This is a genomic window from Levilactobacillus sp. LN180102 (assembly GCF_050106635.1).
Lineage (GTDB): Bacteria > Bacillota > Bacilli > Lactobacillales > Lactobacillaceae > Levilactobacillus > Levilactobacillus brevis.
The window spans coordinates 92,414-105,476 of the sequence record NZ_JBNIIX010000010.1 but is presented as its reverse complement, the minus strand read 5'-3'; the positions used below and the strand labels follow the sequence as shown (position 1 = coordinate 105,476).

Annotated in this window: 13 protein-coding genes and 1 pseudogene; 4 read left to right on the top strand and 10 right to left on the bottom strand. The window is 46.4% G+C overall.

What is annotated here, in order from left to right; all coding sequences use genetic code 11:
- Positions 1-167: 167 nt before the first annotated feature.
- Positions 168-878, bottom strand: coding sequence for a B3/B4 domain-containing protein (locus ACP4IT_RS07635; protein WP_172757542.1), 711 nt, complete (start codon positions 876-878; stop codon positions 168-170).
- Positions 879-967: 89 nt separating this feature from the next.
- Here ACP4IT_RS07635 and ACP4IT_RS07630 point away from each other — a divergent pair.
- Positions 968-1,189: pseudogene (locus tag ACP4IT_RS07630) on the top strand (hypothetical protein); the annotation flags it as partial.
- A gap of 67 nt (positions 1,190-1,256) precedes the next feature.
- Here ACP4IT_RS07630 and ACP4IT_RS07625 read toward each other — a convergent pair.
- Complete coding sequence (locus ACP4IT_RS07625) at positions 1,257-1,472, bottom strand: hypothetical protein (protein WP_047021172.1); 216 nt, start codon at positions 1,470-1,472, stop codon at positions 1,257-1,259.
- Between the two features lie 162 nt (positions 1,473-1,634).
- Here ACP4IT_RS07625 and ACP4IT_RS07620 point away from each other — a divergent pair, with 162 nt between their 5' ends.
- Complete coding sequence (locus ACP4IT_RS07620; RefSeq protein ID WP_047021173.1) at positions 1,635-2,801, top strand: DUF998 domain-containing protein; 1,167 nt, start codon at positions 1,635-1,637, stop codon at positions 2,799-2,801.
- A gap of 48 nt (positions 2,802-2,849) precedes the next feature.
- Here ACP4IT_RS07620 and ACP4IT_RS07615 read toward each other — a convergent pair whose 3' ends face one another.
- Entirely contained in the window at positions 2,850-3,452 is a 603-nt protein-coding gene (locus ACP4IT_RS07615) for a DJ-1/PfpI family protein (RefSeq protein ID WP_024855400.1), read from the bottom strand.
- A 281-nt stretch (positions 3,453-3,733) separates the two neighbouring features.
- Between ACP4IT_RS07615 and ACP4IT_RS07610 the strand changes: the two genes are divergently transcribed.
- Both ACP4IT_RS07610 and ACP4IT_RS07605 read left to right on the top strand, forming a co-directional pair.
- Positions 3,734-4,687, top strand: a complete 954-nt coding sequence (locus ACP4IT_RS07610; RefSeq protein WP_108477387.1) for a tyrosine-protein phosphatase — start codon at positions 3,734-3,736, stop codon at positions 4,685-4,687.
- Positions 4,688-4,972: 285 nt separating this feature from the next.
- Positions 4,973-6,343, top strand: a complete 1,371-nt coding sequence (locus tag ACP4IT_RS07605; RefSeq protein WP_024855398.1) for a DHA2 family efflux MFS transporter permease subunit — start codon at positions 4,973-4,975, stop codon at positions 6,341-6,343.
- Between the two features lie 69 nt (positions 6,344-6,412).
- Here ACP4IT_RS07605 and ACP4IT_RS07600 read toward each other — a convergent pair whose 3' ends face one another.
- From ACP4IT_RS07600 to ACP4IT_RS07570, 7 genes are all read right to left on the bottom strand, one after another.
- Positions 6,413-6,673 carry a DUF3781 domain-containing protein gene (locus tag ACP4IT_RS07600; protein WP_024855397.1) on the bottom strand — a complete coding sequence of 87 codons (261 nt, stop codon included), beginning with the start codon at positions 6,671-6,673 and terminating at the stop codon, positions 6,413-6,415.
- Positions 6,663-6,914 carry a hypothetical protein gene (locus tag ACP4IT_RS07595; RefSeq protein WP_011668717.1) on the bottom strand — a complete coding sequence of 84 codons (252 nt, stop codon included), beginning with the start codon at positions 6,912-6,914 and terminating at the stop codon, positions 6,663-6,665. Before ACP4IT_RS07595 ends, ACP4IT_RS07600 begins: the two co-directional genes overlap by 11 nt.
- 3 nt (positions 6,915-6,917) lie before the next feature.
- Positions 6,918-7,406: a GNAT family N-acetyltransferase gene (locus tag ACP4IT_RS07590; RefSeq protein WP_035465536.1), complete on the bottom strand. Its 489-nt coding sequence runs from the start codon at positions 7,404-7,406 to the stop codon at positions 6,918-6,920.
- An 88-nt stretch (positions 7,407-7,494) separates the two neighbouring features.
- On the bottom strand, positions 7,495-8,187 hold the full coding sequence (locus tag ACP4IT_RS07585) for a 2,3-diphosphoglycerate-dependent phosphoglycerate mutase (protein ID WP_011668719.1): 693 nt from the start codon (positions 8,185-8,187) through the stop codon (positions 7,495-7,497).
- A gap of 136 nt (positions 8,188-8,323) precedes the next feature.
- Complete coding sequence (locus ACP4IT_RS07580) at positions 8,324-10,315, bottom strand: SpaA isopeptide-forming pilin-related protein (protein WP_172757536.1); 1,992 nt, start codon at positions 10,313-10,315, stop codon at positions 8,324-8,326.
- A gap of 286 nt (positions 10,316-10,601) precedes the next feature.
- Positions 10,602-11,693 (bottom strand): AI-2E family transporter, encoded by a 1,092-nt coding sequence (locus tag ACP4IT_RS07575; RefSeq protein WP_035464152.1) that lies wholly within the window; start codon positions 11,691-11,693, stop codon positions 10,602-10,604.
- Positions 11,694-11,820: 127 nt separating this feature from the next.
- On the bottom strand, positions 11,821-13,005 hold the full coding sequence (locus ACP4IT_RS07570; RefSeq protein WP_024855393.1) for an ROK family protein: 1,185 nt from the start codon (positions 13,003-13,005) through the stop codon (positions 11,821-11,823).
- Positions 13,006-13,063: the final 58 nt, after the last annotated feature.

The following is a 13,063-nucleotide window of genomic DNA, read 5'->3' as shown; positions in this document are numbered from 1 at the left end:
ATCTGTGGGTATCGGGTGTGACCGATGCCTTTTTTATTTTCTATTATATCAAAAGGCTGTCCAGTGAGAATCCGAAGATTCTCACTGGACCGCTTTATTTGTGGAGACTTATGTCACAGCCTCTTTTATAAAAAACCGCCGTCTCAATGACAGCGGCACTCATTTTGTTAATCCACAGTTGGATGGTCTTTGGTTAAGGTTTTAATTTCTCCCGGTTCAATCCCAAAGTAATACTGAATCAACTTTTGTAACTCAGCCATAGCGGCAGTTGCCCGTGCTGCTTGATCAGCATTCATTGACTCCATCACCACAATACCGTTGGTTGTTTCTTCTGTCAGCATCGTTCGTTGCGCCTCCCGCCAATTCAAGCTTCGGCAAACGGCACTTTCGTCATCATAATAGATCATTTCACCTTCACGAGCAGGGTCATCAGCTTCAGCCCCCAAAGGGAAAAATGATTCACCGCCTTGGGCCAGGCCTAAATGTAAATCCCCCGCAATCTTATCACGATCTTCGATGCCCAACGGAACCCCATAGCGTAAGGAGATACTATTATAGACGTCCACTAGTGGTTCGATCGGGATAAACTCATGACCTTGACTAGCTCGTTTTAATAATGCCTCGATTGATGAACGGGCACCCTTCCGCTTCTTAAACTGTTGATAGGCATTCCGCCATTCTGCCACCACGGGATTATCGCGGAATGGGTCAATCTTTGTAAATTGTTTAGAAGCCACTGTGGCATCGTGCAACAATTGTTGTCGCTCTGCCTTATTTTCATCCGTATCATGATTATCAAAATCACTAATCCACATCAAGTTAATCTGTGCATCCGGAAAAGTTGTCCAAAAGTTCTTATCAATTACGACCTGCTTCATTGTCATGCATTCAACACCCTTTCATCTTTGACCAAATCAAGACCTTGCCTCTATCATAATGGTTTTTGTTGAAAATGCAACATTGTGTCTTGATGAGTACCTACCACGACCTGACTGGCGACGATACCCAACCCCAAATTTCAGGTGGTGCCACCTTTGCTCGCACGATGCACAACTGTGTTGCCTTTGGCGCGATGCTCCCGGGAACTCCCGACTTCATGCATCAGGTCAATGAAAATTGGGAACTCAGTCGCATGTATAAAGCGATGGATATTTATGCCGAAGCTATTCGGCGGCTTTGTACAGATTAAGACTATCTAATGTAATCAAAAAGCTTCAGCCATCTTGGGCCGAAGCTTTTTGATTACACCGATATTTTTACCGTGACTGTCGCTTGGCCTCACGATGCATGAGCCCACTTGTTATCGACAGCACAATCGCACTGGCTAAGGTCCATCCCAGCAACCCCTGCGGTCGATTATAAGCATAAATCGGCGCTAATTGTAATAAGTGATGTTGCCGTGCTGCCACAACAATTATCACCACAGCCGCTATCCAACAAATCCCCGTTAATCCATAAATCCCCTTACGCATGGTTTCATGCCACCTACTTTCCATGTTCATCATACACCACCAGCCCGCTTGTGCGATCGCCGTTATCCAAAGATACTGCTAGCATCCCCTGCTTTTCACAATCACCCTGCTCAAAATTTGCTATAATGAAAGTCATTGTAATAGCTTGATTTGGAGGGCATTATGGCACAAAAAGATTTTCAGTTAAATATCCCGGCTGATATTAGTGAACAACTACAATTAAATAAAGACACGCCCGTTAGACTGGTCGTCAAACGGGATCGGCTTGTCGTTCAATTAGAAGAACCACGACGCCAATTTTTTCAGCACCAATCACTCCTGTGGCCCCTCGCCACGGCCCTGATAATCAGTCTGCTGTTTTACGGTTATGGCATTCACCAAGGACTACATACCCTAAAACTCGTAGGTAATTATTCCTTAGCTACCGCCATTATCATTCTCGGGGTGATCATGGGCGCCATTTTATTCGCTGGCTTTTTTATCCATGACCGCCATAATCCGCAGAACCATTTTACTAAAAATATCTACTGGCGTAACTTCCCCGTCATTGTCCTATCGTTCACCCTGATTCTTGGTCTAATTTTGACCGGAAGCATGTGGCTACTTGGGACGCTGTTTAACGGCGCCAGCTTTGGATTAGCAACCGCCAGTATTATCTTATTTGCGTTTAGCAGTGTCACCAACACAGCTATGAGTTACTTCGCCTTAATGATCGACGCCAGTGTCTTATCGACCGTCCTCACCCTCGTAATCATTAGCGGTGTCGTCATCGCGATGGCGGTTAACAATCAAAAATATTGGTGGCAACACAATCTTAGCTTTCTTGGCACCACTGGTGCTTCCAGTGGCGGTTGGCAATTTAACGCCACGCTGATTTTTTCAGCATTGCTGATGATTGCCCTCATCGACTACCTGTTTGTTAGTCTGCAAGAATCGTTTCCTCGCTCCCGTCGATTATGGGTGCTACGTGGCTTATTGACGCTAACTGCTGTTGATTTAGGATTAGTGGGCGTTTTTCCCAACAATGCCAATTCACACGCTCTTCATGACCATTTTGCCGTCTTTTTAGTATACTTAATCATCGCTCTAATCGTTGGTGTTCGGTGGCTACTGCCCCAAATTACACGAGACTTCTTGCTGTTGTCAGACGGGGTCGGAATTGCGCTAGTGGTCGCCGCGCTCTTATTTCAAGTGTTTGGCTATTTTTCCTTAACCGCCTTTGAAATGATTGGTTTTGTTATTTCCTTCGGTTGGTTATTAATGTTGCTAGACCGTATCGAGGTGCTTATCGCAACTGGGACTGCTGGGTGGATTAAACAACCAGATTAACCCGACTTAAAACTGGCTAATCCCACATAGTTGGGACTAGCCAGTTTTTTAATCCGGATAATGATAGGTTAACTCTGCCGGTGTATAGGGGCGATCCGTTCGGGCGGGACTAAACGCCGTATCGCCTACCTGGATCCCACAAGCCCGGGCCGCTGCAATCGCAAATTCCCGAAAGAATTGGAAACTCGACGTAATGATGCCATTATCCACCACCACCGGTTGCCGCACTAAATTCTGCTTCGGGATAAACGGGTTTTTCGTATAAGTCTCCTCAAAGAGACCACCGGTAAATTGGGTTTGATCTAATAACCCGGCCTTGGCCAACAACACTGGTGAGCTGGACATGGCCGCAATAATTGGTCGACTGGTCGCATTTAGTTGGCGTAGAAAGGCAACATTCCGCGAATCAGCTAACGGTACGTGATAATTGTCAATCCCCGGCAAAATCAGTAAATCAACGGCTAGCAGATCAACCTGAGAAAAGGACTTTTCAGCTAGGACCTGTAACCCATCTTCACCCAAATAATTCTGCCGATCCGTCCCCACTGTTGTGACGATCCACTCATCTTCTTTAAACGCCAAAATTTCAGTTAAAGCCGCCACTTCAAAATAACAGAAATCTGGATACAACATCACCAACGCTTGCTTCATCGCCGACACCTCCAGTTATTGTCCTGATTATACGACTAATAGATAACTTACAAAAGATACCTGGAACTGGATCAAACAGATTGGCAAGAACGATTAACCAACGCATTTAACCCCAACAAGTTGTCCAGTATCAATAGTGTTTAAACCAACTACAACCACTATTTACAAATATATTTCTATTTAGTTGTCCCACAATATCAGATTTTTACACAATCAACATCATCCTTTTACATCAACTTAGTATTCTAAGTATGTACCAAATCAGAGGAGGAGATTGTGATATGAACAAACGCACAAGCACTTTAGTAACGGCTCTATTATTAGCAACCACATTGGGATGGCAACAACCCCTGATGAACGTCTCGGCAGCTACGCACGCTAAAACGACTAAGACGGTCAAGACCACTGGGGCAGCCAAGACCAAAGCGGCTAAGGCTAAAGCCATTAAGTCAACATCCACTCACATTAAGTTACAAGGGGCTAGCAATGCCCGCGATCTCGGCGGTTATGTCAACCGGCACGGTCAAAAGATTAAAGCCCATCGCCTCATTCGTGCAAATAGCCTGTCACACTTGACCAAGGCAGATCAAACGAAATTAGTGAAGACCTACCACGTTGCTACCGATGTTGACTTACGAACCACTACTGAACAAAAAATGAGTCCTGACGTGCATATGGCCGGCGTCAAACTCGTTAAAGCCAATGTTTTTAAATCTTTCGGTGCCTTCCCAGACTTTTCTAAAAAGGGCGCTGGCGCTAAGATGATGGAAAAATCCTACCACGACGCCGTAACCACGGCTCAAGGCCGAAAAGCCTACAAGTCACTATTCCACCAACTTTTGATTAATCCTAAAGGCAAGGCCGTCCTATGGCACTGCTCAGCTGGTAAGGATCGGGCCGGTATGGGAACTGCCTTAGTTCTGTCCGCCCTCAAGTTTGACAAAAAAGCGATTGCTCAAGATTACTTAAAGTCCAACACGTACTTAGCCCAAACAAATAAGGAAAACCTGCAGAAGATGGAAGCTGGCTGGAAGGCCCAAGGTAAAGAAGTTACCCCAATTGTCGTCGAAAACTTTAAGGCACAAAATGCCGTTAAGATGGCTTACCTGAACACGATGTACAAAGCTATTGATGCCAAATACGGCAACATGGATAATTTCTTACACAAGGGGTTAGATATCTCCAACACGCAATTAAAACAACTTCAAGCAAACTATTTAACGTCTGCTAAATAGCACATAAGGACGTAACCAAACTGCGGTTACGCCCTTTTTACATACCACTTTAATCTGATTATTTAGTAAACTGGCAAATTGCCATGCTACTAAACTCATGATCTGTACTTAAACTCATCCGTCGACTAAAATACCGGTTGACTATCATAAATCGTCAATACTCCCATTTATAATTTTCCTGGCTTCCAAAGTACACAGATAGCCCAAATCCAAGTTGACAAAATCTGCCCGTATGATACGGTAAAATAGTTGCTTGTTTCAACTATTTAGAAAGGACTTTGGTCAATGACGAATAAACGCATCTCTCGCTCCCTAATAGTTATGGTATTTGGGACATTCTTCGGCATTCTGTGTTCGACCCTGATGAATACGGGATTGCCCCAGCTAATGACCGCCTTTCATATCTCGGAGGCCCAGGTTCAGTGGGTGACCAACGGCTACATGCTGGTCAACGCGCTGATGATTCCGGTGAGTGCCTACCTGATTAAACGCTTCTTGTTCCGCAATCTTTACATATTAGCGACCCTTATTTTCCTGGCTGGGACGTTATTAGGCGCCCTGTGCCACGCTTTCATCTTGGTCATCGTGGCGCGCATGATTCAGGCGGTGGGAGCCGGCATGATGATGCCGCTAGTCAACGTGCTGGCCATTCGCTACGCCGAGCCTGCTAAAAAAGGCACCATTATGGGGATCATTGGCCTGGCCTTTAACTTTTCCCCCATTATCGGCCCAACCGTCTCTGGGGTTATCCTAGACTACCTATCTTGGCGTTATCTCTTCATTATTATCATCCCGTTCATCCTCATTACCTTAGTTGCTTCTCTAATTATCCTGCCAAAAATTCCTCACAACGAATCACCGCATTTCGATTCCCGCGGCTTCGTACTGGTCAGCGTCGGTCTTTGGTGTATTTTGATGGGGTTATCTAACATTTCAACCGCTAGTTTTCTGAGTTGGCAAGTCGGTGGGTTATTATTGATTGGGGTTGGGTTTAGTCTGATTTTTGTTAAATCACAATTAGGCCACGCTGACCCGCTAATTAATTTACACGTGTTCAACCATGGACAATTCGTCACGGCGACACTGGTTAACATGCTAATCGTGGCGACCATGTATGGCAATACCATTCTGTTGCCCTTGTTGATTCAGACGATTCAGCACCGTAGTGCCTTGGTTTCGGGGTTGGTGATTCTCCCTGGTGCTCTGTTGACGGGAACGCTATCCCGGTTGAGCGGTCGATTGTACGACCGAATTTCAGTCAAACGGCTCGTTGCCATTGGCTTAAGTATCGACTGTGCTGGAACGCTACTTCAAGCATTGATTGGTACGAGTAGTTCACCCGTCATCTTGGCTATTTTCCAGGCTGTCCGACAGCTAGGCTTGGTCACCATGTTAATTCCATTGCAGACTCACGCACTGGGCCTACTACCTTACGAAATGGTGCCAGATGGTGTCGCAACCTTCAATACAATTCGACAAGTTGCGGCCTCATTTGGAACGGCCATTATCATCGCAGTAGTCGCATTGGTTAATCGCACCTTCCCAGGTAACGGCCACATCGGTATTGAAGCCGGCTTTCTAGTCTGCTTGTTGCTGTTAGTCGGAGCGGTTATTGCAGCCCGGCGCTTACAGTCGCAGTTTAAACGGTCGATCTGAATTTTTTATGCCGAACTAAAAGAGGTAATCCAGCTGATTAGCTAGGTTACCTCTTTTAGTTCTAAATCATCAGATACGATCCGCCGTAATCAGCCGAAAATTAAACGAATTTATCGTCAATCTTGTGTGGCGAGCTAAGCTGGTGACGTAGTAATTCTTCCCCCGCTTTTCAAGCATCGTTTGCTCGTCACCCAAGATAGCTTGTACCAACGTCTCGATCTCAGCCCGTGACAAATCTACCTTTAACTTCGTATTAACGCGCTGATAAACCAAATCTGTATAGCAAACCCGTTTCTTAATCAACGCCAGTAGTTCTGAATTATCCGGCATCCGCGTCCTCTTGCACAAAGGTATGCTTATCATCGAGCACATACTGGAACTGCACAGCGTTCAACATCAAACTTGCCCGGAACAATGCCTTAATACCTTGTTCGTTACTCATCACCACAAAAAACTCCCGATCAGTTCCACTGACCCGCTGGAAATCCTCGTATTCTCCCTTGTAGCCTTCTTTGCGGAACAAGGCAATAATCTTCATCATTTCTACTTGCGTAACGTCTTTGTCTGCCAAAATTTACTCTCTCTTCTCTTCCGAATTTATTTTTACCATTTCAAAGTTTATCAAATCGATACCAGCCCGGACAACCGTATTTTTACGAACCACGTGGTAACCCATCTGCATAAAAAATGGTTTAGCCGTGATTGACGCATACGTCGTATACCTAGGTGTCACCATCTGTTCTTCCAGCGCGGTTACCAGCGCTGTCGCAATGCCCTGGCGCTGGTACGCAGCGTGCACATACAAGCGATCCAAATATCCGGTATCACTCATATCTGCAAATCCCACTACTTGATCATCCTTGATTGCCACCAAAGTCTGATGTTGGCACAAACTCTCCTGCCAGCGTTGCTGCGTTAGCGGACTGTCATCACCAATCCAGACGGCCAGTTGTTCTGCCGAGTAATCCCGACAATTAATGCGCTCAACGGTTGTCTTAAATAACCGCCGCACAGCCGGAAAATCAGTCGGTGCATAGGGTCTTAAATAACAATCATTGCTCATCCCGATTAACCGTCCTTCACTGTACGCCGATTTTTCCCCACGAAAAAGCCGCCCCCACATACAGAGCGGCTCATCTAAAGCCAGGTAATTACTTACCCATCTTCGTCTTGTTCGTCATGTTTAACTTGTCATCGAAGTCGTAGACCACTGGTTCACCAGTTGCCATTTCAAGATCCATGATATCGTCATCAGAGATCCGTTCGATGTACTTGGAAAGTGCCCGGAGTGAGTTACCGTGGGCAGCGATGATGACGTTCTTGCCATCAAGCAACTTAGGAGCAATTTCGTCTTCCCAGAAAGGCATAACCCGTTCCAAAGTAACCTTCAAGTTTTCGCCACCAGGTACGATGTTAGGGTCCAAGTTGGCGTAACGAGGGTCCTTTACAGCTGAGCCTTCAGCGTCAGCGTCCAAAAGTGGTGGTAAAACGTCGTATGACCGACGCCAGATGTGCACTTGGTCGTCACCGTACTTTTCAGCCGTTTCAGCCTTGTTCAAGCCTTGCAAAGCACCGTAGTGACGTTCGTTCAAGCGCCAAGTCTTGGTTTCTGGAATCCAAAGTTGGTCAGATTCTTCCAAAACGTAGTGTAACGTCTTGATTGCCCGCTTCAATACTGAAGTGTAGGCGTAGTCGAACTTCAAACCAGATTCCTTGATCTTGTTACCGGCTGCCTTTGCTTCTTCGACACCCTTTTCGCTCAAATCAACGTCAACCCAGCCAGTGAACTTGTTTTCCAAGTTCCATTCACTTTGGCCGTGGCGAATCAGTACTAATTTTGCCATCAGTTATGACCTCTTTCTTTTCTCATATTATCCATATTATTTTACACCATCTGCCGCTAAATTTCAGCTATATTCCCTATTTTCACAATCTTTGAGCTTACAAAAATGCTCGACCGTTGCCAGTCGCGCGTTTTCTTTAATCTTGATGCCGATATACTCGACCAAACAGGCCTACTCCCAACAAGACTACCAGGCCGATCACTGCCGCCCATGGCGATGTCTGCTCATTGGTTTGTGGCAACCGGGTCATTGTCTGACCGTGTGCCCCCATACCGGCTGTCCCATTAGCGTTCCGCGCTTGTCCAACTATGCCACTGCCACCAGCATGTCCAACCGAACGGGCATTGCTGCGACTATCAGTTCCCATGCCACCAGGCGTTGTGGTCCCAGTAGACGTTGACCCCGTTACACCTGGTTTAATAGTCCCAGTAGTCGGTGGCGTGGTCGGCTTAGTCACTGGCGTCACACCCGGTTTTATTGGCTTAATTGGTTTCGTTGGTACTGTCACACCCGGTGTGGTTGGCTTCGTCGGTTTCGTTGGCGGCGTCACACCTGGCTTTGTTGGTGGTGTCACGCCCGGAGTAGTTGGCTCGATTGGTTTCGTTGGTGGCGTTACGCCCGGCACCTGTGGTTCTTGTGGGTTCGGTGTCGGCGTCTCGGAACCGCCCGTTACCTGCTGATCCTTAATTGGCACGACCACCTCATGCCCATCCGCTGGAATTTCAACGGTAATTGGTGCCGAGTTGACCATATACCCTTCTGGTGCCTTGGTTTCAATCAACGTATACGTTCCTGCCACCAAATCCGGTAGCAAAATTTCACCATTGGCATCTGTTTCCAGTCCCTCTTTGATAACTTCACCGCTAGCCGCCTTCAGTGTGAAGACCGCTCCCGGTAAAGCAACACCATTCATGCCAGTCTTTTTAATGAGCAAACTTCCCTTGTCCAGCGTTGGTACCGTTGGCGTTGTCTTCGGGTCAACAGCATTTAACTGAATTGGCTTTTGACCAGCCACAACCGTAAACTTAATCGGTGTTGTATTAAGTTCATAGCCATCTGGTGCGGTCACTTCCGTCAAAGTGTAATCGCCTGGCGTCAGCATATGCAGATTAATTTGACCGTTCTCATCCGTCTTCAACGCAGAAAACATCACCTGCCCCAAACTATCTTCCAACTTATAAATAGCATCGGGCAACTTGGTTCCATCACTCGCCGTTTTGGTCAAAGTCACCTCACTAGGTTCTTCACCGGTTCCAGTACCACTACCACCCCAGGTCACGGTCGCAGAGACTGACCCACCGTTGGATGCACTGGCCGTATTCGTCCATTTACCTTCGTTATTCGTCAGTGTTGGTTTCGTCTTGTACGTCATATCGACTGCTTTAGTCACGTTACTGAAAGTAAAGGTAATCTCAGACCCATTGACACTGACTGTTGGTGTCAGCGTTCCACTATCTGGAATAAAGTTTCCCTTAGCACCATAGGAACCTGTAGGGGCATAAACACTCCCTGGTATATAAGTTTGGCCCGGTCCTAGCGTATCAGTAATTGTCACGGTGCCGATATTGGCACTGGCCGAGTTAAAGGCAACGTTCCACGTCAATTCATTGGGCGCACCCTGTGGTTCCATTCCTGAAATCCACCCAATTTTATTAACCGTCCACCCATTCCCCTGATTATTGTTGTCACTGGTCCCACTCGCATGAAACGATAGGCTTCCGTGCCGGTTCACAGCGGAATCCGCATTTTCATTGTAGGTAACCGTCCCGGTAGACGATCCCGCCTTAATACTAAAATGACCCACGACTGTTCCGGTTGAATCTGTAATATCAAACGAAATATCTGCATTGGGTTCCAACCCTGCTGGAACCGAAACGGTTGACGTATTCCCCGCTAGCTTAACCCCGTCCGGAATTTGCCAGTCATAATTCACACTATAGCTCTGATAACGATCAAACGGCCCCTGTCCCGTCACAACTTTACCATTAGCATCCTTGATAACGGCATCCCCCGCAGATAGTCCCGTAACTGGCACTTCCGCGGCATGTCCCACCACTGGATGTGTCAGCCCAACACCAACGAGTAGCGCCGCTATCCCAATGAGGATGGCATAGATTAATTTCCGCATTGAACTCTCCTCCTCACACAGCCAATGAACAACTCCTCATCTATTCTCACCTCACTACACCTTCCCTGAATGACACAACAACTTTTTCTTCGCCCGTATTTTACGCCCTCACCGCCATCAGGAGGCTTTCAAACTAATCAACCGTCACCAGTTAGAGTGATGTCTCCTTCTAACTAATTAGATTAGTCTCTAAAGGGTTGCATCACTAACATTTGCTTACCTGCCAGCTAACCAAAAAGGCTTCGCAAGGATAACAATACCTCGCGAAGCCCTCTTTAATTTGGTCTTATTCATCATTCCTATCATCTGGATGATGATTTCGCCGGTACTCGCGGATTTTCTTGACATCCACGTGCGGCGTCGGGTGTAGGCCATGAACCGGTCGTACCCCTAAGATATCCAGGAAGAACGTGAAGATGGGAACCCCCACAATCAATCCCCAGACGCCGAAAAGCTGTTCACCCGCCAATAGCACAACAAACGTATAGAAGATTGGCAGCTCCGTTCTGCTCGACATAAACTTCGGATTCAACACATAGGCTTCCAGTGCGTGGACCACCACAATCATCACTAGAATATAAACAATGTAGCGGAAGCCGCCCACTGAATATCCCAAAATAGCTAGTGGGATAATCGAGACGATCACACCGGCCACCGGAATCAGGCTCAAAATGAAAATCATAATGGCCAGCGTCGGCAACTGGGGCATCTGCATGATTGCTAACACAATCGTGGTGATCACCGTATTACACAGTGCAATGAAGAACTGTGCTTCCAACACGACACCAAAAGTATTCACGAACTTCGTCGCAAAGAAGTTAATGTCTTCGAAGAACCAGCCATACGTGCTGGTTAGGAAGCGCTTGGAAAAGGCCGCCATCTGTTTACTTTCAATCGTAAAGAAGAAACTCAGAATCATCGACATAAATAGCGTGACCCCAAACGATCCAATCGTCGAGACGTACGTCAGCACGAGCTTAGCCCCATTTTGCAACTGATTAACGATATCTGACGTCTTGATGTAATTCGTTACATAACTAATAATCTCGTTACTATTATTCTTCGGATCTTGATAGAACTTATATAAGTTTTCAATTCCGTGAATGGATGAGGTTAATATCTGCGGTAGATACGTGGTCACCGCCCAATACAATAGTCCTATAATTACCACATACGTGACCGTCACAATCAAAGCCGGTGGTAGCTTGACGACTCGCCGAACCGCTTTGACCAACTGCAATACGAGAAATGTGAAGATGAACGTCAACAGAATCATATTCATTTCCGCGCGAATCAGCCAGAGCACAAAAATAATTAGTGCTAGCACCGTAAACCGCCGAAGCTGAACGTTTTCAACAAAGCGTTGCCATAAACTCACTGGTGAACCTCCCCCTATCTCACTTGTTAGGTTCATTATACCTTAACTTTAATGATTCCCTAGTAGTTTTGCCGGAAATACTAAAAAGGAACCGGGCGTGGGCCCAGTTCCCAATTTTACGCGTTCATTACGATTCCACTTCTTCAAGCACCGCCGAACGCTCATTTTTAAAAGTTAGTTGCAAATCATCTAAGCCCAATGCCTTATGAATAATTGCCGAGGCACCACCCGTTAAAGACGCTTCCTTCGCATTCTTACTCAATAGCAATGGTGCTTTGCGGCGAATTGATAAGCGATCAACGTGCCCTCGGACCTGATCCATAATCTCTGGCAACAATTCTAGAATCGGTGCGTTTACTACGATTGCATCCGGAGCAAAGGTGTTCGACAAATCGCCCAAGACCTTCCCCAAATAGTAAGCAAACTCGTCCAAAATGGCGATCAATTCTGGTCGGTGCCCCAGATAATCACGCCGAATCCGGTTCACATCCACCCGGTCGATATGCTGATAAGCCATAATCCTTTGTAATACCGGACCTTCGGCGACAAAGTGATTCACTGTTGATGAACTGCCTTCATGGTAGCGATCGGCTAGAGGACAAGTTCCAATATTCCCCGCTTCACCGTTATGGCCCCGATAGAGATGCCCATCGGCCACAATTCCAGCGGCCACTTGATCGCGAATCGTGACTGAAATCAGATCCTGATAAACGCCTTCACCCGCAAAATCACGTTCATAAATGGCGGATTCATTGGCTAAGTTCTCTAAAACTACGGGTACTTGAAATTTATCACTAAAATATTTCGCTAAATCAAAACTCTTAAAGCCCTTTAAAGCCGCACTTAGAATTTGATTCTCGTAGATGACGCCATCCAGTCCGAAAGCAATTCCCAATAATCGTGAATCACTTGCAGCAATCGTATTGGCAATTCGTTCATCAATCATATCCAGAACCGTCGTCAAATCGACATCCCGGGTTGAGACGCTTTCATAATTATCCGACCGCCCGTCCAATCTACAGGTAATCATCGAGAAGCGTGACCGAAGAATATTAATACTGATGACATAACCATACCCCACGTTCAGTAATGCCATCACCGGCTTTCGCCCACCATTCCGCGTGCTAACACCGTGACCAACCTCACGGATCAACCCTTCATGGAGTAATTGACTATAAATATCAGACACTGTGACCTTATTCAAACAGAGATTTCGTGAGATCTGACTTCGAGAAATCGGACCCGCATTCACAATCTGCTGCAAAACCTGTTTCTCATTGGTGGTGCGCATAATGTGTTTGTTGATAATCATAATTTTCTTGGTAACATAGCTCCCCCAATAGCTTCTGGTGATTTGGGAATCAAATCAG

Coding starts and splice junctions, on each gene's coding strand:
- ACP4IT_RS07635 (WP_172757542.1), bottom strand. CDS start 878: ATGAAGCAGGTCGTAATTGATAAGAACTTTTGGACAACTTTTCCGGAT.
- ACP4IT_RS07625 (WP_047021172.1), bottom strand. CDS start 1,472: ATGCGTAAGGGGATTTATGGATTAACGGGGATTTGTTGGATAGCGGCT.
- ACP4IT_RS07620 (WP_047021173.1), top strand. CDS start 1,635: ATGGCACAAAAAGATTTTCAGTTAAATATCCCGGCTGATATTAGTGAA.
- ACP4IT_RS07615 (WP_024855400.1), bottom strand. CDS start 3,452: ATGAAGCAAGCGTTGGTGATGTTGTATCCAGATTTCTGTTATTTTGAA.
- ACP4IT_RS07610 (WP_108477387.1), top strand. CDS start 3,734: ATGAACAAACGCACAAGCACTTTAGTAACGGCTCTATTATTAGCAACC.
- ACP4IT_RS07605 (WP_024855398.1), top strand. CDS start 4,973: ATGACGAATAAACGCATCTCTCGCTCCCTAATAGTTATGGTATTTGGG.
- ACP4IT_RS07600 (WP_024855397.1), bottom strand. CDS start 6,673: ATGCCGGATAATTCAGAACTACTGGCGTTGATTAAGAAACGGGTTTGC.
- ACP4IT_RS07590 (WP_035465536.1), bottom strand. CDS start 7,406: ATGAGCAATGATTGTTATTTAAGACCCTATGCACCGACTGATTTTCCG.
- ACP4IT_RS07585 (WP_011668719.1), bottom strand. CDS start 8,187: ATGGCAAAATTAGTACTGATTCGCCACGGCCAAAGTGAATGGAACTTG.
- ACP4IT_RS07580 (WP_172757536.1), bottom strand. CDS start 10,315: ATGCGGAAATTAATCTATGCCATCCTCATTGGGATAGCGGCGCTACTC.
- ACP4IT_RS07570 (WP_024855393.1), bottom strand. CDS start 13,005: ATGATTATCAACAAACACATTATGCGCACCACCAATGAGAAACAGGTT.